The organism is Photorhabdus kayaii, assembly GCF_025384895.1.
GTDB lineage: Bacteria > Pseudomonadota > Gammaproteobacteria > Enterobacterales > Enterobacteriaceae > Photorhabdus > Photorhabdus kayaii.
The window spans coordinates 1-21,932 of sequence record NZ_JAJAFZ010000054.1; the positions used below are offsets into that span (position 1 = coordinate 1).

The window sequence follows — 21,932 nt, forward strand, 5'->3', positions numbered from 1 at the left end:
ATCCCTTTCACTGTTTTAAGGCCATATTTCCGATTGTAATTATGCAAAATTTTAATCATCGCCCGAAGACCATATTCAGGACTGACAAACTGACAGAAAGATTTATCAGTACGCTGTGATGCAGGGATCAAGCCTTGCCAGTCATCACCCCAACGAATATTACCTGGGTTATTATTTCGAATACCTCTGCTCATAATTCACTCCTATTGTTTATTACCTGTTTTGTTATTAACAACTTTTCTTAAGATCTGACCAAAATAGTCGGTGCCCAGATAACCAATAATGACACTGCTGATGTAAGCCAAATCCGTGCTCATACCAAAAAAATTCAACACATCACGGATAAACCAAGCAATCATGGCACACATAATAGAATCCATAATTGTCGTCCAGAATTTACCACCGTTATATCGACCTCTGAGATAAGCCATTGCGGCAGCCAGCGCCGCACCTATACCTTGTTCTTTGACTGACAGCAGCCATAACCATAGCTGCATCCAGATGTCAGGCTGTTTATCCATGTATTTCATCCTTCACACCCACTCACATAAATGGGAATCCATAGGCTGCCGTGTAGCCTTAAATTTGAGTTAATAGGAATACTGCGAAATCAGTAGAATAAGAAAAGGCCACACATAGTGCAGCCTTAAATTTTATAAGGTGATTACTTACATTTAATATAATACCAAGCTCATCAACAAACTCTGCTGGTGTATCATTATGTGTAAGGGAATGATAATAATTAACAGATAAATATACCCGTTATCTTTCAAGTTACTTCTTTATCATATAGAGTTATAGTCACTCATCCATGAACCTCCTTAATATTAAGACTAAATTACAACGTATAATAAACCATAGTTCATGGTAATTATGCACACCTGGTAATAAATCTCTCAAGCCAATTTGGTCAATAAAACGTTTAGCAAGCAATTTCTTTAAGGATGGATCGTGTATCTTTTTTCTGTACAAAATAAAAAAACTACCAACCTCTCGTATTGCATGACGACTAAGAGATCTTTTTAACGACCTTTCACCTTTAATTTCTTTTGAGATTTTAATAATTGAATTAACCACGGTAATATAGCTATCAGCTCGATAATATAATTTTTTACTTTCTCTTGAGCGAGTTATTGATTGCAAATTATGTCGATAACAATACAATTGCTCCTCACAAAAGCCGATTCGATTCGCTATAAGTGACAAATTAATTGTCCATAAGATATCTTCATGAAAGATATTTTCCATAAAACTCAGTTGGTTATTTATAATTAATTCTTTTTTAATAAGTTGTAACCAAACAAAATGTGGCCATTCTCTACACTCAACGCAATATTTTATCCACTCTTTACCCGTTAACACTCTGCCATAAGGTTGTCTACGTGTTATTCTTCTATTCCCTTGTGAGAATGGATCTTCTGTAAAACTGACTCCATTGCCAATTAACACATCTAATCTCTGTTCAATAGCTTGATCAAGCCATTTTCTTAATATTTGTGGTTTCAGCCAATCATCACTATCAACAAATAAAACCCACTCCCCTCTCGCATATTTTATGCCGTAATTTCTAGCTATTGAAACACCACGATTTTCTTGATTAAGTATCCGTATTCTATTATCTCTTTTTTCATATTCTTTAATGACTTCTAAGCTGTTATCTGTTGAACCATCATTAATAATAATGACTTCAAAATTAACATTTTCTTGCGAAGAAATTGAATCTAACAAATAGATTATATTATTTTCATCATTAAAAACAGGGATAATGATAGTAATATCAAACTGAAACATCTATCATCCTTTTAATGAGTTAGTTATTTTTGATAAAAACACCATTTTCATAATAAAAATGCACCTTTTCCCATTGCTATTCACAGACCATACAATATTTTGAGCATCAGTTATAGATGGGATTGAAAATTTCCACCAAAACAGTAAATCATTAAGTATGATAATGATAGAAGGATGCACTGGGAATTTAGGTATTACTATTTCTTGTAAAGATAGAAACAGTATAAAAAATCTATTGGAACAGTTTAAATAAATCGGCAAATGTAGCAGATAAAATTAAAACAATTAAAACAATTAAAACAATTAAAACAATTAAAAGTGATATTAATTTAAAATGGCTTATGTAACCTATATTAAAAATACAGTTAAATACTTTGAGGGTAAAAAAGTAAAATATAATCAAGAATAAGAAATAGAAGGAAATAACAGAAGAGGAACTATTCAACTAATTGTAAAATGAGAGATTCAAATGTTAATGTATTATCCTATAGATATTTAACATTGAAAATATATTATTTTATACCGAACAATAAAATATTACATGAAATTATTAGGTATAATTCCATGTAATTTAAATAGCATTTAAAAATTTAAAAGACAATATTATCCCTTATTTATTAATGCAAAAATATTTAAAACTCATAGGCATTCTGGATAACATGGCAAGGGAGACAATTGCACTACAATTCTTTTTCCTGCAACGACGCGTTGTTGGCTTTTCGCCTGCACTGCCCGTTTCTCATCCCAACGTAGACGAGTTCTTAAGAATAACTCACCATGAGAAAACTGCGGACTCAAACGCATAGAAAAAGTGATGGGTAGCATGTCCAAACGATAATTCATCTCACCCACTGTCAACACTTTTCCTTCAACCACCGTCAACAATGACACCTCAACGTTTGCCGTTCTGGGTAGAGAGGTCTGCATGGTCACATCGCCCTCAATCAGACGTGATGCTTCATGCTCAACAGCCTCACTAACACAACCGGTAATCAGCAAACACAACATGACCAACCCTATCTTGGTCATGTTAGGCTGATCCTACGTTGTGACAACGGAGTATGCTGCCCATCCAACAAACGCTGTAATGTTGTCTCATGTTCAAGCCCCATGACAAGACCTCTACTCAGCACCGCAGAAAGCGGCTCATGAACGTTTTGTGGTATATACCCTGACGTAACCCGACGACCACAACAAAGGCTATCATTTTCATGGGGCACATTTGTTAAATGAATGGGTAACGAATTCTCAATTTTCATACTCGCATTCCCAAAGATTCGTTCTGTTGAGAGCCAATCGGAAGTTGAGCTTGCAATAATTCCTGCCAAAATTCAGCATGATCCAACATACTTGAAAGGCTCTCTTCAAAAACAGCCTGATTCAGCCGACTTGCTGACATTTGCCGATAAAGCTGCACCATCAGCGTTGACTCATCAAAACCAAAGTGAAGATCAAACTGATACCAATGACGATTAAAGCTGGCTAATTGGCGGAAAATCCCCTCTCCGACCACAGTGATATCAGCGACATCTATCTGTAAAACGAGCTGGTCACGTTCAGGAATTAAGATCAAAGAGAGGTGAAGGTGCTCATCAAAACAGAGAGCAGCCACACCTTCATGATTTAAAGCTAAGTGCGGCAAGCCGAATTTAGCAGCAAATTCAGCCAAAACTTGATTGACGATGGCTATCACATCCATGGGTTACTCCTACTAGAGAGGGCAATCAGACCAACTTGAATTACCAAGTAGTCAAACAAACGGGTTACCCCCGCAGAAAAGGGACTCAGTTTACTACCATCGCCTTTTGCGCCTCTGTCACTCAAGGGCAATTCTTTTAATAAAAAGGTCACCCCAGTGATTATCAAAAACCAAACACCGGAATATAGGAAAATGCTTTTTTTCCTTAACACATTCTGCCTGTTAAGGACTGAAATCTTAATTTGATATTTTCGTTTTTCTATACCTTTGGTGGTGTTAGTGGATTTTAAAAACGAGATCAAATAACGGTATCCATTGATAAGAGCGCACCTCCCGGTACGCCCAAGCTTATTATATAACACTGATCTATTTTACCAGCATTACACCACGCCAGTCGCCGCGCGCCATGCCTGGACATGGTTCTGATAAAGCTGCTGTATTAATTGCAAAACATCTCTCATGAAATTGTTATCCAATGAAATCTGATCTTCACTCTTCTGTTTTTCATGTTGAGAAATAGATGAATCCACTTCATGTTCCTTGGCTTTAGCCTGAGAAAGCCCCTGTTCTACCTGCACAGAATTATTGGACATACTCTCTAAAGATTTCATTACTGAAGTTAAGAACTGCTGCTTGCTGTTACGACTTTCAAAAACCAAGGTAAGAGATTTCAAAGTGCTCTTGTCAGCATCTTGTGCTACATTCCATACTTTACCAATTGCTGCCCGATCCGCATCGCTACTCTTGCCCAACTGTTGCAACTTAAGATCGATTAATTCGTTACGACCAGCAATATTGCTTTCCAACGTCTTCTGCTGCTTAACCGCCTGACTGTTTTTAACGGAAGAAAAACTACCTATCAGCCCTGAACCAAGCGTCATTAAGCCTGAAACCACCGCCATGGCAATCATCAATTTGGCACCATGTCGCATCTCATCCACTTGTGATTTTTGAGCATCAATGGACGCTTTATTCTCAGTGTCACGCTGCAAAATACCCAGTTCACGCATCCTCTTTGCAATCTCAAAAAGTAGCGACATCATATCCAGCGTGTTATTTAATTCTTGTCCGACATTTCCTAAACGACTGGGATCGAGGCCCTGTTTCGGTACACTCAATTCAACCTTATCCGTGAACCTCATTTTTTCCGGCTGTTGAATAGCAGCTTCATGTGCTGTCGGTGTCGACACAAAGTTGTCAGTTCCAACTTCAACACCATGACTGGAAGTCACCCCTTGACTACTGACGTTATCATTAATTCTCATCTTTTTATTCCCTAAATTTCCTGTGGTCGGCGGGCAAGGTTATTTATCATGTCGCCCCTGGCATTGAGCATCTGGAAAATCATTTCCATCACATGTTGGAAAGACTCTACCATTTGGGACAACTCCTCTTTGAGCCTGTCCATAACAGCCTGAAATACGGTCAATTCGCTCCGCGAGAGCTGTACATCAGCTTGTCGGTTAGCCGCTTTACTCTGGAAGGCCGCATTGGTAGTTTGAGCAGCACCATTAGCAAGATCCACCGTCATGTCACTTACCTGCATACCGACTTTCACACCACGGGACAAAGTATTAGTTGCTGTACCGGCGGCTTTTGCAGAAAGCTCCGCTGCCTTTACTGCCATCTTAGCTGTCATATCAGCCACTTTACTGCCCATTTTAGCGCCCATTTTCGCTATCAAACCGGCGGCCGAACCACCGAAACTGACCGCCGCCGCTGCCACCGCCATCGTAATCTCAATCGCGGTTATGACCGGCCCTAGCCATTTCATGGTTTCCTTGCTGATTAAACCATCTTGAGCTGCTTGTTGTAGTCCCTGAGAGACTGCACCCATTACCCCTCCGGCAATCAGCAAACCCCCTGCTACCGCACCAACACCGGTAGCAACCATAATTACTCCGACCACAATTGAAGCAATTGCACTGATCCAGCCAAAGATCTTAGAAAACAATCCAGATTTCTGCGCCTCTTTAGCAGAATTTTCAGCTTCTTTAATCTTCTGCTGGTTCTCATCCATTTTCTGCAAGCTTTGTTGACGTGCTCGCTGGATATCTTGGATTTTGAGATCAGTCTGATTACTCTTAAGCTCGCTGGTCAATTTGCCCAATTCAATCTCTATTGCCTCAGATGAGGACAATACCAGAGAGGACAACAACGAAGTTTCTGTCAGCTTTGCTGTCAGCTCTTTTATCGGTCCTACTGCCTGCTTAGCCTCCTGCATAACCGATTTAATCCTTGCCATTTCTTCTCGGTTAGGGTGAATATTCACCACCACCAATGGTGCTGGCAATGATACTCCTCGTGACCTAGCGGCATCAGAAGACAGCAAATTACCCGCCTGACTAGGCGTGACGTGCTCCTCGCTTTTAGGAGGTATAGTTGCGCGGATTTCATCAACCTGAAAACTGTTGACCCTCGATTGAGGAACTTTAGATTCACTGACTTGAACCATTTTCCTGAGTCCTTTTTATTGTAATAGCTTCTAACATTGCACTGGAACTGGCAGCCAAAGCGGCCTGTTCCGGCAAAGCTGCCGCAAGTTGTTGGGCCGAGTAGAAGCCACTCTCAGCCCCATCGAGTTCTCCTAATTGCAGGAGACATTCGGCAGCATGAAATGGAAAACGGGGCTCATTAATATCAAGCATTGCTCCGTAGCTATAGCTTTGAATTGCCTGCTCCAGTTGCCCCATTGCCTGTCGGCATGCACCCAATCCAAGGAAGAACCGAGAATCATAGTGATCCAACATACACAAAGCCTGGAATATCTTATGTGCATCCTGCCATTTGCCTGACTGATACTGGTTGAACGCTAATGAGTAAAGTTGCTCCAACGTATCACTAGAAATATCCTTCAACATGGCAAGAGTGCCACCATCATGAAGAAAAGATTCCAGCTCTTGTGCATATTGGTCAGAAGTCGTTGATGTTTCTTGATGCTCCATAATCATTCCTTAAATTGCGCCGAGAATATTGCGCATGATGCTGTCATATTTTTGAATAAAACGGTTTAACGCCTCAATAGCCGCGTTATAACGGGAACTAGCCTCATTTAAACGTGTTGTTTTTTCCTGGACAATATTGTTTAGTGGATTTACACGATCATTAACCGAAGTAGAGAAGTTGGCTAATCGATTATTTTCCTTATTATATTCATATGAATCTGCCAGACCTGTCATAGCGCCACTTTGCTTATCGGAACTTTCTAAGAATTTCTTAATAGAGATTTTAGAGTCAGAAGATATCTTCCTTAACAGTTTATATTCAGCACTTTTCTCAAAAGCAGCCTGATCACTAAAACCATATTTCTTATGGTCCAACAAATTGAAGGAGCCATCAGTAATATTAAGCGTCACATTAGCTGCTAATTTCGCATTAATCTCCGATTGAATAACACTGTAAATCTTTAACTCTGCGGTCAATGTAGCCAGTTCATCACGCAACTCAAGTCGTTTTTTATCATGACCTGACATAACAGAAACAAAAATATCGATTACATCATCATCAAGACGATCCGGCGTTAAATTAAAATGAACCGCAGCCAGAAAATCTCTTAATGTCCAGTCAGTTCCTAATGTCGGGCTATTCAAGAAGGATTTAAGATTCTCAATACCATTCTTTATTTGGCTATCGAAATGACCATTTTCAACAATAGCGTTCGCTGGCAGAAAATAGGCAATCAGTTTTTTCAGGAGCTCCTTATTTTCAGTGACAACATCAGAATCAGATGTAATCTTGATCCCCTTATCAAAAATAAGATTAACCAATTCATCAAGCTTCGAAGATTTAGAACCTTGTAATTGCTCTAGCGAAACCCCTTCCAGATCTGCCAAGAAAAGCTGTGGGTCATTTTGATATGGCCTAATTTCCACCTTCAACCTTCAAACTCCTTATACAATAATGCCACGCATACGAGGTGGGCGACGAAGACGCTTTCCCTCTTCCAGAGAGGGTAGTTGGTTGCTTCGTAAGCGATTAACTTCTGTCAGCAACTCTTGCTCAGCATTCTGAACCAAAGTAACGTCAGCATGACCAAACAGTTCTGTACCTACACTTGGGTTGATGCCAAGAGACTGCCACATCTCCTGCAATAGTTGCAGTCTGTGATCACTGTCCTCAATGGCTGCCTCAGCAGCTTGCAGTACCTTGGCGTTGGGTTCCTCTTGCATCCATGACTCCTATAATAAAGAGAGATATTGATTCTTCCTGTCAACGTTGGACTTTTTTTTGTTGTTTTCTCATTTGATGTAGCGATATAACGCAACTGGCTTCTAACTCGAACCAGCCAGCCGCAACCTCACTTGCGCCTGTCCAGCGATGGTAAAACCGGGCCAAACGTTCATCATTAAGAGGAGAGTCAACCAAAGTATTAACTTGACCATAAAGCCGGCTACCCGGCCCAAGTACGGCCATCGTTGCTGTTGCCAACAGATAAAGAGGCGCAAATGGATTAGCAAGCCCTCGACGCTGCCGGGTACGGCGTAACATCACGATCCAAACTCGCGGTGCATCATAACGCCAGGCAATTTCACAACCTTCATACCATACACGCCAGCCAAGAGGGATTGGACTATTCCCCATACAGTGAGGCTGTACTGAATAACCTTGCTCCTCAAACCAAGGGGTAAGCGGATCACGGTTCATAGACACACCCTACCAAGCGGTTGGATGTTGATCTGTTGAGTCAACTCTTGATACGAGAGCACAGGCAAGCCGTGGTGATCACCTTCAATTAACTTACGGACATAGCGACGAATATCCATTGATACGATCAACACTGGCTTATTCTGCATTTGCGTTAAATCGCCCACTGTTTTCTTCATCTGTTCGAGGAAACTTTGCGTCACTGCCGGGTCCAGCGCCAAGTAGCTACCCGCGCTCGTTTGGCGAATACCTCCTCGAATTTGTTCCTCTACCTGTTGATCCAACAGATAAGCGGGCAAGATATTGTTGCCATTAGCATACTTGTAACAGATGTAACGCTTGAGACTACTGCGAATATATTCCGTTAATTGCACCACATCTTTTTCTTTCTGCCCCCATACCACCATAGCTTCGAGAATCGTACGTGTATTACGAATAGAGATGTCCTCGCCTACCAACCGTTGCAGTATCTCGGTCATCCGTTGCAATGGGATTATGCGCATGGCCTCCTTGACCAATTCCCCATAACTGCCTTCCATCTGTTCTAGAAGATAACGGGTTTCCTGCACGCCAATAAAATCTTCGGCATACTCCCGCAACACATGTGACAAATGCCAAGTGATCACCTGAGACATGGATAAAACCGCTAGCCCGGATTTCGCCAAACGTTCCTGATGTGCTTCAGCTACCCACAAGGTAGGCTGCTTAGGTAATAGAGGTTCCCCTTCTTCGTAAGGGATAGCTAATAGTTCCAACTGACTGACCGGTTCCTGCACCAGTAAATGCGCTGAACGCAGCCGACCACGGGCAACAGGTACCTCTTGTAGCTGGATCAGGTATTCCCCTTGCTTCATCCCTTCATTAAAACGTAAGTGAATACCCGGAAATGGTACGCCCAAATCCAAATAGAGGGCGCGTCGTACCCGTATTAATTCATCATTCAGTGAAATAGCTTCCAGCTCAGCCTGTAATCCCGCATCCACATCAATAAGTAAAGGAACCGTCATAGCAAATTCCTCTTTCTCACTCAATTTTCCAGCTTTGGCCTTACTGCCGCTCTTGGGTTTAGATTTGGCCGCCGGTGCGCCTGCCCCTTGGGCTAACAGTCTAGGAAGATCCGCTTGTTGGCTGGCGTTGACTTGTCGCTGGCGCTGGAACAGCAAATAACCGCCACCCGCCACCACCAGTGCAAGAATTAAGAAAGTTAATGTAGGGAATCCAGGAATAAGGCCAAATACCACCAATAAAACACCGCCAATTAATAGTGCCTTTGGTTGAGCAACGACCTGATCACCAATCTCACTACCTAGATCAGAGGCGTCTTCTGATGAAACTCGGGTAACAATGATGCCTGCCGTAATCGCAATCAACAGGGCAGGAACCTGAGAGACCATACCATCACCAACGGTCAAAATGGCGTAGAGCTGTAATGCATCGGACACAGACATCCCTTTTTGGGTGACGCCTATAGTTATCCCACCCAAAATGTTGACAAAGATGATGAGGAGACTCGCAATCGCATCACCCTTAACAAATTTCATCGCACCATCCATCGAACCAAACATCTGGCTCTCTTTTTCGATAATGCTACGCCTCTCCCTGGCTTCATTGACGTCAATAACGCCGGCACGCATATCTCCGTCGATACTCATCTGCTTACCCGGCATGGCATCAAGGGAAAAACGAGCACTAACCTCAGCTACGCGCTCCGAACCTTTGGTTATGACGATAAATTGTACAATGGTGATAATCAGAAAGATCACTATCCCGACTATCAGGTTGCCACCGACAACGAAATTACCAAAGGTGTAGACTATTTTACCGGCATCTGCTTGCAGGAGGATCATCCGGGTGGTACTGACGGAAAGCGCCAAACGAAACAGCGTGGTCACCAGCAAGACCGCAGGAAAAGCGGAAAACTGTAAAGGGGAATTGATATAGACCGCCATCATCATGAGCACAACAGAGATGGTCATATTAATGGCGATCAAAATGTCAAGTAGGACAGGCGGAAGCGGCAAAACCATCATGAAGACCACGGCTAGCAACAATACTGCCAACATGATGTCTTTACGCTCGCCAATCAGACGCAATAACTCAAACCCACGGTTCACAATAGGGCCCCTTGAGCGAGATAACGCTGATAAGCACTGCGTGCTTCTTCCAGGTTCCCTTCCTGTTGACAAGCACGGCTAACACAAAGCCAGAGGGCGGCGCTTTGTTCACCCTGCTCTTGTAAGAGAGTGCAATGTTCTTTTGCCATACTCCCCTCTTGCAATTTAAGTAATGAAACCACCAAGGCGCGACGCCCTTCCTGATGTTCAGGATGCAAAGCCAGTAATGCATCCAATAAAATACGAGCTCGGTCAGGATGACCGTATTGAAGTTGAAGCCAGCCGAGCAGCAACAGAGCGCTCTGCTGTTTAGCACTGAGAGTCATGGTCATACCTTGTGCAACAGGTGCAGAGCCATCTGCAACAACTGTTCATCTTGATTCATTTTTTCCAACAGGGAGACAGCATGCTGTACCCTGATGTCATTACCTTGTTGCAAAATTGTACGCAGACCACTAACCGCCTGACGAAAATCATGTGGACGCAACAGAGAGTGAAACCCATCTTGCGGGCAGGCAAAAGCCAACAAAGCCTGATCTGCCTTGTTGGCCGGATAAAGACGTGCGGCGTGTGTCTCAACGGATTGACCATCGGGCAATAGCGCGTAGCGATCAGGTAAACTAACCTCTATCTCTTCCCGACTGATCGCCGTTAGTTGCTCAATTCCTATATGGGCAGCAGCGATTTTGCTCACGAAGCGAGCACCTCACGCTGTACTCTTAGCAAAGAGCGAAATGCCTGATGCAGCAAGGGCAACGTTATATGTCGTTCATCTAATGTCACAAACAATAACAGACGATCTTCTCCCAGCCAGCCACAACGCAAGGGCAGCTCGGGCCCCTGACCACTGAAAGTGAGTAGCATCGCTTTCACCATGACCTCTTTTCCCTGATGCCAGGGAATTTCACGGGCCAGCCAAAGTGTTAATGCGCCACCATAGCGCTCAATTTGCAACGTACCAGAATACTCAAAATCGATTTGGATCAAGGGGCTAGAAGCATCAGACATCTCCATACCCAAATCCTGACAAAACTGGAGCAACTGTGGCTCTATCCAGTTCATGATGCTCCCTCTCCCGACCACAATTCGTCTTCTTCTCTCTCAATTGCTGTATCCAGCGCCAGCTGACAAGCATTAAGCAGGTTTTGGCGCTGCTCTTCATCACTGAACACTTCCACCGGAATCAAACGAATCAATCGTTTCAATTCCCGGTAGAAATGAATTTGAGTTTGGTTATCCTGCAATCCCAAAGCATGACCGAGTATTTCAACATCTCGCACATTGGCCCAACGTTTCTCAACCAGAGAAACGACATCCCCCATAAGGTCAGAAGGCCCGTATGCCATGACTTTCTCCCTCTACCACGCTTTTCCATAACTGTTCAACCTGAACCGATAAACTGTTAAGCAAACGGAGTTTATGCATGTCACTCATCACACGTTCCAACTTAATAGGATCAAGTTGCCGCTGTTGGCTGTCCAGATCAGCACTCAACGCTTTCATGATGAATCCTGTTACTTCCATCAGGGAACTACTCTTGAAATTGGATTGAATATCCCGCCAGGCAGCCGACAACCCTTGATAATCCATCACTGCATCACGATAGATGTTGCGCAACGCTTGCAAGTTGCCAACCCCATTTTTAGCTGCTGTCGTGGCATCAGGCGTAATGCGGGCCCCCAACTCGATAGCAATTCCTTGCTCTCGCGCTAAGCGTGACAACTCCTGTTCAACCAATGTCAATATGGCATGTGCCTCTGGCCTGCCTGCCAGCGCATCACGCGCCTGACTTAGCGCATAGAATTGCTCACTCACCTCTCCAGAGAAACTTTCCAGATAAGCCTGTAACTGAGCAATATTAGTCAGTTGAGCATTATTTAAGTGGGAGATTAATGCCTTGACCTTTTGCTGACGCTCTAAATCTGGCACCTTCTGCAAATATTCACCCACCAGTGCCTCAATTTCTCGCACCCTGGCATGTCCATCACTAACTTTACGTTTGGAGAGTGGCATATCCTTGCGTTCCGAAAATGCAAAAGTCATCTCTTCGGCCGCATCAGCAAAAGACTGGGATGCTGATACCAGCACAACTTTCTCTCCCTGAAACTGACCTACCTTAGCTTGTTCCTGTTGTGCGGTAACCCCAGCACCCAGTTCTGATAAAGTTACCGAATGAAGATGATTCTGGATAATATCCATAGTCTACCTTGTCATATCAGAGTTAATAATGAACAAATTATAAAGATACCGCTCCTGTGCCTATGCCAAAATCAGTCGTGAATTTTTAGCAAAAACCGCCATAACTCAAGGAATAGCCCCATTGTTCTGATATAAGACTCATAAAACATGAGCAACACACTGTGAATAAAATAGGAAATCTTACCGATAAAGCAGAGAACAGCCAGGTAAACTCCAACCATTTTCTAAAAACTCCCGACTCAGGTTGCAATCCCTTCCGCCTCCCCTTCTTTATAGTATTTATAGCAGAGGTTATATAAACGATCATGAAGCTTTCCCTAGACCATATTCCCGGCAAAATGCGCCACGCCATTAATGAATGCCGGCTAATTCAGATTCGCGGCAGGGTTACTCAGGTCACGGGTACACTACTTAAAGCCGTTATTCCTGGTGTACGGATAGGTGAACTTTGTCACTTACGCAATCCTGACAACACACTGTCGCTTTTGGCGGAGGTGATTGGATTCCAACAACATCAAGCCTTGTTAACACCTCTTGGCGAGATGTTTGGTATCTCTTCAAATACCGAAGTGAGTCCAACCGGAGCCATGCATCAAGTTGGCGTGGGGGACTACCTGTTAGGACAAGTCCTTGATGGGCTAGGTAATCCATTTTCCGGCGGTCAATTACCGGAGCCACAAGCCTGGTATCCGGTTTACCGAGATGCACCAGCTCCCATGAGTCGTAAACGGATTGAGCACCCGCTCTCTCTCGGCGTACGCGCTATTGATGGCTTACTCACCTGCGGCGAAGGTCAACGTATGGGGATTTTTGCCGCCGCCGGTGGCGGAAAAAGTACGCTGTTATCTACGTTGATTCGTAGCGCCGAAGTTGATGTTACCGTGCTGGCGCTCATCGGTGAACGTGGCCGTGAAGTGCGGGAATTTATCGAATCGGATCTTGGTGAAGAGGGCCTAAAACGCTCGGTGCTGGTGGTAGCGACCTCAGACCGCCCGGCAATGGAGCGGGCTAAAGCAGGATTTGTTGCTACATCAATCGCTGAATATTTTCGTGATCAAGGTAAGCGTGTCCTCCTGCTAATGGATTCCGTGACCCGTTTCGCCCGAGCGCAACGAGAAATAGGTTTAGCTGCTGGCGAGCCGCCAACCCGACGTGGTTATCCCCCGTCAGTGTTCGCCGCTTTGCCACGGCTAATGGAACGTGCTGGTCAATCCGACAAAGGTTCGATTACCGCCCTCTATACCGTTTTGGTGGAAGGCGATGACATGACAGAGCCTGTCGCAGACGAGACCCGCTCTATCCTTGATGGTCACATTATTTTGTCACGCAAACTGGCGGCGGCTAACCACTATCCAGCTATTGATGTGTTACGTTCCGCTAGCAGGGTGATGAATCAAATTATCACTCCTGAACATCAGGCTCAGGCCGGCCTGTTGCGCAAATGGCTAGCTAAATATGAAGAAGTTGAGCTTTTGTTGCAGATTGGAGAGTACCAAAAAGGGCAAGATCCCGTTGCTGACAATGCCATTGCGCACATTGAAGCAATACGTAGCTGGTTACGCCAAGGCACCCATGAGCCAAGTGATTTACCGCAAACCTTAGCTCAATTACAGCAGATAACAAAATAATGATTGGCCGTTTACAACGTATAAAGACCTTGCGAGTCGAACGCGCTGAAAAACATTTTTCCTTGCAACAAATGAAACTGCAAACGGCCCGTCAACACCATCAGCAGGCTTTGCAAACCTTGCAAGATTACTGTCAATGGCGAATAGAAGAAGAACAACGGCTTTTTGCATTGTGTCAGGGCCAACCTATTGACCGCAAAGGTCTTGAACGCTGGCAACAACAAGTTGCCCTGTTACGCGAAAATGAAGCGCAATTGGAAAAGCAAGTGGCTGAAATGACTGAAAAAGTGGAGCTGGAACTCCGCCAATTAAAAGAGTGTCAACGTGTTCTGCACCACGCACGCCAGCAGCAAGAAAAATTTAATGAATTGGGTCGTCAGCAACAAGAGGCGATCCGAGTCCAAGGTGAATACCAGGAAGAGCTGGAACAAGAAGAGTTCCATCGCCAGGAAAGAGTGTAAAACAGAAGAGTATGAACCCACTGACAGCTATCGGCAAAAAAGATGTATCCTCCCTCCCAACATCGTCTCCCGCAGAAGCAGACGCAGATTTGCAACGCCGTTTCGAGCAAGCTATCACCTCTCATGCCGCCAACACGCGTCAGTCAACCACACGGCGGACGGAACAACCGTTAACCAATACGACGACAAACAATAAACCAGCGGATCAACATGCCACACATGACTCAGATGAGGAGCTTCCACTATTCGACTCTCCCCAACCGGCAATTGATAATCCGCGCAAGCAAGCCTTATCATTGACAGGCCATGACATGCCTGCGCCACTTCAAAATCAGAAAAAAAACTTATCGGCCCTCGCTCATCGCCTTAATGAGATCGCTAACGAGATAAGGGAATCTCTGTCAGCACCCGAAGTCCCAACACGTCAGTCAAACCTGAACACCTTAACTGATTCCGGCCTAAAACCGGTTGATATCACGGTAACTTCTCATCCTGACACAGCAATGACGCCTGTTCAGCAAGACGTAAACGATGAACTGGCACATCATGCAATGATGCAGACAATACCTGGCCGATCCCCATCTCAGCCAGACACACAACACGGTGCCATTCCTCACCAACAAACAGATCCGACTTTACCTATACCTGCCCGCCATGCCAACGAAATCAACCCTGCGGAAGGAAAAACACTGGATGAAATCGAAACATCCCATTTGTTGGTATTAAAGCCAAAAGAGTCCGACTCTCAATCCTCTTACTCTGGTGGATCAGACGGGAAAACACCTTTCTTCCCACAAACGCAGCTCTTGCCGGGGGAGCGCATCCTCGCCACGATGCAAGCAACTTCAACCATATCTCCCCTTTTGGAAGCGTTAATCGACAAACTGAGTGTAGAGATCAGTATCGAACTAACCCAACAGCAACGTCCGGCGACATTACATCTGACACTTCCTAGCCTGGGAGCACTTGAGATCCAACTCACCAGCGAGCATGGCAAACTTCAAATAGAGATTTTAGCGAATCCGGCCGCTCAACAACTCCTGAAACAGGCACGCTTTGAACTGATTGAACGTCTACAACTTCTTTACCCAACACAAACTGTTGAACTCTCCCTTCCGTCTCAAACGGATAATGAACATGGATCACGTCAACGTCGCAGCGTATATGAAGAATGGAAAAAAGATGCATGAATAGCCTGACCTTATCCAAAGTTTCATTGGAAGAATTAACGCTGCACCAGACCCTGAGTCGCCACCAGCAACAATTTAATTGGGATAATAACTCTCTCTCGCTGGATGTGATTTCTGCTCCTCAGACGTTAGACAGGAAACTGATCGCCCATTGGCAGGGACAAACCTTCTCCTTGTACTGCCATGCAGCCGAGTTAGCGCTGTGGCTCGCACCTGATCTACAACAAGCAGACCTCACATCACTCCCTCAAGATCTGCTGTTGGCACTACTGGAATATCAAAGCAAAGTGCTACCCACTTTGTCATGGTCAGCACTGAGTACCACGTCAGAACGTCCTTTGTCAGCTTGCTTACGACTACGCCTTGAACGGCCAGGGGCCACATTGCCGCTCTGGTCACCAGAGCCATCCCCCTTAATTGCCATATTGCCAGAACGTCAACCTGGAGAATGCCTGCCTATTCCATTACGACTTTCTCTGCAATGGGGAGCAATAATCCTGACTTTAGATGTGTTTCGTACTCTGGAATCAGGGGATGTGCTGCTACTGCCCCCACAGCAACAACCAGATGACCCTTTATTAGCGTATCTGGAAGGACGCCCTTGGGCCTACTTTAAATCCCATGACCATAAATTGGAGTTAATCACTATGCACACACCCTCTCCTGATAGTTCTGACAACGCTCTGCCAGTAACAGACTTAAACGAACTGGAGGTTCATGTCAGTTTCGAAGTGGGCCGTCAGACTCTAGATCTACAGATACTCACCAGCCTGCAACCCGGCTCATTACTCGATCTTGGTGTTCCTTCAGATGGTGAGGTACGTATTCTCGTCAATCAGAAATGCCTAGGTTCAGGGCGATTGGTGGATATTGAAGGGCGTCTGGGAGTAAGAGTTGAACATCTCTCCGTGGAGAAGCAACCATGATCCAGCTACCAAACGAATTGGATCTCATCATCGGTCTGGCCTTGCTAGCTCTGCTTCCCTTTATTGCCGTGATGGCGACCTCTTTTCTCAAACTGTCTGTGGTGTTTTCCTTACTGCGTAACGCATTGGGCGTACAACAGATCCCACCCAACATGGCTATGTACGGATTGGCAATTATCCTTACTATCTATGTGATGGCTCCAGTGGGTTTCGCCACTCAAGATTACCTGCGTCAAAATGAAGTTTCATTCAGCAATGCGCAATCAGTAGATAAATTTGTGGAAGAGGGCCTGACACCTTACCGGAATTTTCTCAAACAACATATTAAACCCAGTGAACGCACTTTCTTTATCGATAGTACCCGACAAATTTGGCCAAGCCAGTATGCAGATCGGCTAGAACCAGACAGCCTATTGATACTGTTACCTGCCTTTACCGTCAGTGAATTAACCCGAGCTTTTGAAATTGGGTTTCTTCTTTATCTACCATTTATTGCAATCGATCTCATTATTTCTAACATTCTGCTGGCAATGGGGATGATGATGGTTTCTCCAATGACTATCTCACTTCCTTTCAAACTACTGTTATTTGTCCTGCTTGATGGCTGGACACGCCTGACACACGGCCTTGTTATCAGTTATGGAGATTGAACATGAGTAATGCTGATATTTTGCATTTCACCAGCCAATCTCTCTGGTTAGTGTTAATCCTTTCCCTGCCGCCTGTACTCATGGCTGCGGCAGTAGGAACATTGGTTTCATTGATCCAAGCGCTCACTCAAATACAAGAACAAACACTTGGTTTTGTCATCAAATTAATTGCGGTCATCATTACTCTATTCGCTACAGCTACCTGGCTTGGCAACGAACTCTATAGCTTTGCCAACATGACCTTTCTTAAGGTGCCGCTAATCAAATGACCCTACCAGAGCTCCAGCAACAAATGCTTGCTTATACCCTGTTGTTACCACGCATTATGAGTTGCTTTGTGATATTTCCTGTGCTCAGCAAACAGATGCTAGGTGGTGGGTTAATCCGCAACAGCGTGGTCTGCTCACTGGCCCTTTATGCTTACCCAACAGTAGCAGGCAGTCAGTTGCCCACATTAGGTAGTCTGGAATTGACGCTGTTGCTCGGTAAGGAAGTCCTGCTTGGTCTGCTCATCGGCTTTATCGCCTCTATCCCATTTTGGGCGATGGAAGCCACTGGTTTTATTATAGATAACCAACGGGGAGCAACAATGGCTTCAGTGCTTAACCCTTCCCTGGGAAGTCAAACCTCACCCACGGGTCTATTATTGACTCAAACTTTGATAACACTCTTTTTCTCCGGCGGCGCTTTTCTTGGTCTGCTTGGCGCCCTATTTCAAAGTTATAACAGTTGGCCGGTAACGCAGTTTTTTCCCCAAATTACCAACCAGTGGCTCCACTTTTTCTATGGGCAGTTTAGCTATCTACTACAGCTCTGCGCTTTAATGGCTGCTCCTTTGCTAATTGCCATGTTTCTGGCAGAGTTCGGGCTGGCACTGATTAGCCGTTTTGCTCCCTCTCTCAACGTTTTCGTGTTAGCAATGCCGATCAAAAGTGCAATTGCCAGCCTGTTACTGGTTATCTATATCCGATTATTGATGCACCATGCCTATGATAAAGTGCTGTTAATTCTCTCCCCAGTGCGCATGTTAATCCCTATTCTGGAGGCACCATGAGTGGAGAAAAGACTGAAAAACCTACCCCCAAGAAACTTAGAGACGCTCGGAAGAAAGGCCAGGTAACCAAAAGTAACGAAGTCGTCTCCACTTCCTTAATATTGGGGCTAATCGGCATGATAATGGTCATGTCTGAATACTATTTGGAACATCTGGGTAAACTGATGCTAATCCCGGCTAATCTGCTGGAGAAACCCTTTCCCCAAGCCTTCAACCATGTGGTTGAAAACTTAATGCAAGAGCTGGTCTACCTCTGCCTGCCAATTCTAAGCGTTTCCGTTTTGCTATCGCTGGCATCACACTTCGCTCAATACGGTTTTCTACTTAGTGGACACTCCATCAAACCTGATATTAAAAAGATCAACCCTGTTGAAGGTGCTAAGAGAATCTTCTCTATCAAGAGTCTGGTGGAATTCATCAAATCGATACTTAAAGTAGGACTGCTCTGCACCTTGGTTTGGATTACTCTGGCAGGCAATCTACAAGCACTACTGCGCCTGCCAGAATGTGGAACAAGATGTATTGTTCCTGTACTCGGCATAATGTTAACCCAGCTAATGACCGTATGCGGCATGGGGCTTATTGTGATTTCTATTGCCGATTATACCTTCGAACACTACCAACATATTAAGCAGCTTAGAATGAGTAAAGACGAGATCAAACGGGAATATAAAGAAAGTGAAGGCAGCCCAGAGATCAAAAGCAAACGACGTCAATTTCATCAAGAATTACAATCAAGCAATATGCGCGCTAGCGTTAAGAATTCATCAGTTATCGTCGCCAACCCAACTCACATTGCGGTAGGTATCCGTTACAAAAAAGGCGAAACACCGTTACCCCTTATTACACTCAAGTTCACCAATGCGCAGGCCCTGCAAGTTCGACGTATTGCTGAAGAGGAAGGTATTCCGGTGTTACAACGCATTCCGCTGGCCCGAGCGCTTTATCAAGATGGCCTGATAGACCAATATATTCCTGCTGATCTTATCCAAGCTACCGCAGAAGTTTTGCGCTGGCTAGAACAGTGGCAAGATCGCCCGCCGGAGCTGTAACCTGTCCTCAAACAGCACTTTTTGACAGTCAAACTGCATATATGAACTGAGCATTGGCATTTAACATACCTTGCCAATGCTCAATTGCAAACGAAATACGATTTAATTACATAATAACAACAAATTTAATATAAATAAAAATTACTGCTAATAACCTAACATTGCTTAAACAATATTATAATAAACAATCCAATTAGGTTGAGTGGATTTTTTGTTTTTATCGATTGATCAAATAGTTGAAACCAGATTGAATTAATTATTAAGTGATTTATATTACACGTAGCTATTTGGATTTCACTTTGCGCTGATTTCTACACCTGCTAATTCGTTAATATTACTCTAGCTATCATTCATTACAATTACTAACGTATTATGAATCACTAATAGATTTCCTGAATGAAAGGAGATAACTATCAATATCAATATCAATCAAGACAAAAGACTCAGTTTATAACTAAGGGCGCAAAATTTATAAGCAATCGTTATCGTGCAAAAAACTGATCCCTTTTCACTCTTCGTTTATAAAACGTTTATAAAACGTGAGAATAATAGAGTATTCGAACCAAAGAACATTATAGGCTCACTAGCAAAAATCATTTTAATTAAAAGATGCTATAGTTAACCATCAGGTTAAATACGTAAAATTATTCTTCACTGTCTATTCCAGGCAGCGAAACCAAAGAAAATATCTATTAATAATAATGTGATTTGTATTTTTAAAACATAACACCAACAGATCCAGGACAATAGAATGAACGGCATCACAACATCAGGGAAGGGAATGGATATCTCGCTACTCCAGCGTAGCATGCCTGCCTTTAACGTTATAGAGCACCCCCAAGAAGGGATATATATCCTGCTCGAAGGTGAAATGACATGGCAGGACAGCACCAATACCTACGATATCTCCCACAATGAGCTGCTTTTTGTTCGTCGTGGCAGTTATGCAGCAAAAACGCGTAGTGATACTTGCAAACTACTCTGGTTGCCTCTGAGTACGACTTTCCTCCACGGGTTTCTGCAACGCTTTGGTACTCTGCTCAGTGAAGTCGAGCGGCACAACATGTCAACACCCGAATTAATTGCATTTACCTCATCCCCTCTGTTATCTCAAAGTATAAATGGGTTGGTCGATCTATTAGCTCATGATTATCCTACAGCGCTGGGTCAACTCAGAACAGAAGAACTGCTATTGTTATTAGCATTTGGAGAACAAGGTACTTTGCTCATGTCAGTATTACGACAATTGAGCAATCGCCAAGTGGAACGTTTACAGAGTTTTATGGAAAATCACTACCTTAAGGAGTGGAAACTCAGTGAATTCGCTAAAGAATTTGGTATGGGATTAACCACCTTCAAGGAGCTGTTCCGTTCGGTATACGGAATATCACCACGCGCTTGGATCAGTGAACGCCGTATTCTTTATGCACATCAGCTACTACTCAATAGCGAGATGAGTATTGTTAATATCTCGATGGAAGCAGGATTTTCCAGCCAATCCTACTTTACTCAAAGCTATCGGAGACGCTTTAATTGCACGCCCAGTCGAGCCAGGTATGGCAAAGAGTAACGATTGGCTAAAATAATCTGACGTTTTTTACAAGTTAACCGTTGGCCTGACAGATAAAATAAGGCCATCCCTAATTTAATCGACAAGAGTGACTAGCAGCAAGATGAGCATAGCATGAGCCAGCAAGACCATAATCAGACTCGAACCAGCATGTTTCTCGGCCGCAAGATCTCTGTCACGCAGTCGGGAATTCCACGCCGGGATCAATTACTCGGAAAATCATCGGCTATTCAGTATCAGAATAGAGACATTATCAATAGCCAACAGTTTATTTTATTACAACGTTTGCTACCCAGACATCTGCTGGAAAGCTTGATGAAGTCTGTCTGGTTTCGTAGACGGTTAAATTGCGGGCAAGCTTTGCGGCGTGATGACCTACAACAGCTCATTAGAGCGGCGGCAGAACCGGAATGTGACTGGAATAAGGTGCTGGGTGACCGCATAAACCTAGCTGACAAACATCTTTTACAGCACTGGGTATTACAGCCGCTATTTGACTGGTGGCTCCGTTTGTTGGAACCAGAAATAGACTTCTGGCTCACTGAATTTGATCAGTTACAGATCCAAGAACGGCAACTGCATGCTAAAGCGCATTTTTGGCAGCAAGCCGAAAGCGTCTCGTCTCAATGCCGGGAACAATATCATAAAGAGGTTACATCTTTGCAAGCAGCGCTTAATCAACACAAGCAACTATTAGAAAAACGGCTGTTGACAACGGAAACCCAAGCTCGCGAAGCATGGCCCAACTGGTTTACTGGGCTAGATGCACTCCAGACTGGCGGCGACCTAACCGCTTTTATGCCGGTTCCCGAAGCACTGTCATCCTGTTGGGCGTGGTTGACTACTTTAGAGCATGACACCGAGGAAGCTACTCACTTGAAAAAATGGCTTTGTGCCCATTTTCTGTGCCTGCCACAGGACAATTTTTACTGGCAATCGACGACCTAATTATTA

27 protein-coding genes and 1 pseudogene are annotated in these 21,932 nt (G+C 44.1%); 10 read left to right on the plus strand and 18 right to left on the minus strand.

All coding sequences use genetic code 11. From position 1 onward, the window contains the following. The 18 genes and pseudogenes from LGZ98_RS17390 to sctW all read right to left on the minus strand — a co-directional run. A pseudogene (locus LGZ98_RS17390) lies at positions 1-194 on the minus strand (structural protein); the annotation flags it as partial. 9 nt (positions 195-203) lie between these two features. Next, the gene (locus LGZ98_RS17395) at positions 204-530 is read right to left on the minus strand and encodes a phage holin, lambda family (protein WP_112894998.1); all 327 of its coding nucleotides are present in this window, start codon (positions 528-530) and stop codon (positions 204-206) included. 271 nt (positions 531-801) lie between these two features. After that, positions 802-1,791, minus strand: a complete 990-nt coding sequence (locus LGZ98_RS17400; RefSeq protein WP_113040894.1) for a glycosyltransferase — start codon at positions 1,789-1,791, stop codon at positions 802-804. A 639-nt stretch (positions 1,792-2,430) separates the two neighbouring features. After that, positions 2,431-2,820, minus strand: a complete 390-nt coding sequence (locus tag LGZ98_RS17405) for a YscW family type III secretion system pilotin (protein ID WP_113040893.1) — start codon at positions 2,818-2,820, stop codon at positions 2,431-2,433. Beyond that, the gene (locus LGZ98_RS17410) at positions 2,817-3,050 is read right to left on the minus strand and encodes a T3SS regulon translocated regulator ExsE family protein (RefSeq protein ID WP_112879050.1); all 234 of its coding nucleotides are present in this window, start codon (positions 3,048-3,050) and stop codon (positions 2,817-2,819) included. The genes LGZ98_RS17405 and LGZ98_RS17410 overlap by 4 nt, the downstream gene beginning before the upstream one ends. After that, positions 3,047-3,490 (minus strand): type III secretion system chaperone, encoded by a 444-nt coding sequence (locus LGZ98_RS17415; protein ID WP_112894993.1) that lies wholly within the window; start codon positions 3,488-3,490, stop codon positions 3,047-3,049. The genes LGZ98_RS17410 and LGZ98_RS17415 overlap by 4 nt, the downstream gene beginning before the upstream one ends. 380 nt (positions 3,491-3,870) lie before the next feature. After that, positions 3,871-4,755 carry a YopD family type III secretion system translocon subunit gene (locus LGZ98_RS17420; RefSeq protein ID WP_262978332.1) on the minus strand — a complete coding sequence of 295 codons (885 nt, stop codon included), beginning with the start codon at positions 4,753-4,755 and terminating at the stop codon, positions 3,871-3,873. 11 nt (positions 4,756-4,766) lie between these two features. Beyond that, positions 4,767-5,945 (minus strand): type III secretion system translocon subunit SseC family protein, encoded by a 1,179-nt coding sequence (gene sctE / locus LGZ98_RS17425; RefSeq protein WP_262978333.1) that lies wholly within the window; start codon positions 5,943-5,945, stop codon positions 4,767-4,769. Further along, on the minus strand, positions 5,929-6,435 hold the full coding sequence (locus tag LGZ98_RS17430; protein ID WP_036809084.1) for a SycD/LcrH family type III secretion system chaperone: 507 nt from the start codon (positions 6,433-6,435) through the stop codon (positions 5,929-5,931). The genes sctE and LGZ98_RS17430 overlap by 17 nt, the downstream gene beginning before the upstream one ends. A gap of 9 nt (positions 6,436-6,444) precedes the next feature. Continuing rightward, positions 6,445-7,362 (minus strand): virulence-associated V antigen, encoded by a 918-nt coding sequence (locus tag LGZ98_RS17435; RefSeq protein ID WP_262978334.1) that lies wholly within the window; start codon positions 7,360-7,362, stop codon positions 6,445-6,447. A gap of 18 nt (positions 7,363-7,380) precedes the next feature. Then, positions 7,381-7,659 carry an LcrG family type III secretion system chaperone gene (locus LGZ98_RS17440; RefSeq protein ID WP_113040889.1) on the minus strand — a complete coding sequence of 93 codons (279 nt, stop codon included), beginning with the start codon at positions 7,657-7,659 and terminating at the stop codon, positions 7,381-7,383. 40 nt (positions 7,660-7,699) lie between these two features. Further along, entirely contained in the window at positions 7,700-8,134 is a 435-nt protein-coding gene (locus LGZ98_RS17445; RefSeq protein WP_112894986.1) for an LcrR family type III secretion system chaperone, read from the minus strand. Further along, complete coding sequence (gene sctV, locus LGZ98_RS17450; RefSeq protein WP_262978348.1) at positions 8,131-10,197, minus strand: type III secretion system export apparatus subunit SctV; 2,067 nt, start codon at positions 10,195-10,197, stop codon at positions 8,131-8,133. The genes LGZ98_RS17445 and sctV overlap by 4 nt, the downstream gene beginning before the upstream one ends. Positions 10,198-10,244: 47 nt before the next feature. Continuing rightward, positions 10,245-10,574 carry a type III secretion system chaperone SctY gene (gene sctY / locus LGZ98_RS17455; protein ID WP_112894985.1) on the minus strand — a complete coding sequence of 110 codons (330 nt, stop codon included), beginning with the start codon at positions 10,572-10,574 and terminating at the stop codon, positions 10,245-10,247. Between the two features lie 2 nt (positions 10,575-10,576). Then, on the minus strand, positions 10,577-10,942 hold the full coding sequence (gene sctX / locus LGZ98_RS17460) for a YscX family type III secretion system protein SctX (RefSeq protein WP_112879040.1): 366 nt from the start codon (positions 10,940-10,942) through the stop codon (positions 10,577-10,579). Then, a complete protein-coding gene (gene sycN / locus LGZ98_RS17465) occupies positions 10,939-11,310 on the minus strand; it encodes a type III secretion chaperone SycN (RefSeq protein WP_112879039.1) in 372 nt (123 codons plus the stop codon). The genes sctX and sycN overlap by 4 nt, the downstream gene beginning before the upstream one ends. Further along, complete coding sequence (locus LGZ98_RS17470; protein ID WP_113040887.1) at positions 11,307-11,594, minus strand: TyeA family type III secretion system gatekeeper subunit; 288 nt, start codon at positions 11,592-11,594, stop codon at positions 11,307-11,309. The genes sycN and LGZ98_RS17470 overlap by 4 nt, the downstream gene beginning before the upstream one ends. Continuing rightward, positions 11,575-12,447, minus strand: coding sequence for a type III secretion system gatekeeper subunit SctW (gene sctW / locus LGZ98_RS17475; RefSeq protein ID WP_113040886.1), 873 nt, complete (start codon positions 12,445-12,447; stop codon positions 11,575-11,577). Before sctW ends, LGZ98_RS17470 begins: the two co-directional genes overlap by 20 nt. A 305-nt stretch (positions 12,448-12,752) precedes the next feature. Here sctW and sctN point away from each other — a divergent pair, with 305 nt between their 5' ends. The 10 genes from sctN (at position 12,753) to LGZ98_RS17525 (ending at position 21,926) form a co-directional block, all read left to right on the plus strand. Beyond that, positions 12,753-14,075 (plus strand): type III secretion system ATPase SctN, encoded by a 1,323-nt coding sequence (sctN, locus tag LGZ98_RS17480; RefSeq protein WP_112879036.1) that lies wholly within the window; start codon positions 12,753-12,755, stop codon positions 14,073-14,075. Continuing rightward, entirely contained in the window at positions 14,075-14,536 is a 462-nt protein-coding gene (locus LGZ98_RS17485; protein WP_262978335.1) for a type III secretion protein, read from the plus strand. Before sctN ends, LGZ98_RS17485 begins: the two co-directional genes overlap by 1 nt. 11 nt (positions 14,537-14,547) lie before the next feature. Continuing rightward, positions 14,548-15,726, plus strand: coding sequence for a type III secretion system needle length determinant (locus LGZ98_RS17490; RefSeq protein ID WP_262978336.1), 1,179 nt, complete (start codon positions 14,548-14,550; stop codon positions 15,724-15,726). After that, a complete protein-coding gene (gene sctQ / locus LGZ98_RS17495) occupies positions 15,723-16,652 on the plus strand; it encodes a type III secretion system cytoplasmic ring protein SctQ (protein WP_262978337.1) in 930 nt (309 codons plus the stop codon). The genes LGZ98_RS17490 and sctQ overlap by 4 nt, the downstream gene beginning before the upstream one ends. Then, entirely contained in the window at positions 16,649-17,302 is a 654-nt protein-coding gene (sctR, locus tag LGZ98_RS17500; RefSeq protein WP_112879032.1) for a type III secretion system export apparatus subunit SctR, read from the plus strand. Before sctQ ends, sctR begins: the two co-directional genes overlap by 4 nt. A gap of 2 nt (positions 17,303-17,304) precedes the next feature. Then, positions 17,305-17,571 (plus strand): type III secretion system export apparatus subunit SctS, encoded by a 267-nt coding sequence (gene sctS, locus LGZ98_RS17505; RefSeq protein ID WP_112879031.1) that lies wholly within the window; start codon positions 17,305-17,307, stop codon positions 17,569-17,571. Next, complete coding sequence (gene sctT, locus LGZ98_RS17510) at positions 17,568-18,356, plus strand: type III secretion system export apparatus subunit SctT (protein WP_113040882.1); 789 nt, start codon at positions 17,568-17,570, stop codon at positions 18,354-18,356. The genes sctS and sctT overlap by 4 nt, the downstream gene beginning before the upstream one ends. Further along, the gene (sctU, locus tag LGZ98_RS17515; protein ID WP_262978338.1) at positions 18,353-19,408 is read left to right on the plus strand and encodes a type III secretion system export apparatus subunit SctU; all 1,056 of its coding nucleotides are present in this window, start codon (positions 18,353-18,355) and stop codon (positions 19,406-19,408) included. The genes sctT and sctU overlap by 4 nt, the downstream gene beginning before the upstream one ends. Positions 19,409-20,159: 751 nt before the next feature. Continuing rightward, complete coding sequence (locus LGZ98_RS17520) at positions 20,160-20,978, plus strand: helix-turn-helix transcriptional regulator (protein ID WP_112879028.1); 819 nt, start codon at positions 20,160-20,162, stop codon at positions 20,976-20,978. Between the two features lie 114 nt (positions 20,979-21,092). Next, complete coding sequence (locus tag LGZ98_RS17525; RefSeq protein ID WP_262978339.1) at positions 21,093-21,926, plus strand: T3SS regulon anti-activator ExsD domain-containing protein; 834 nt, start codon at positions 21,093-21,095, stop codon at positions 21,924-21,926. Positions 21,927-21,932 lie beyond the last annotated feature (6 nt).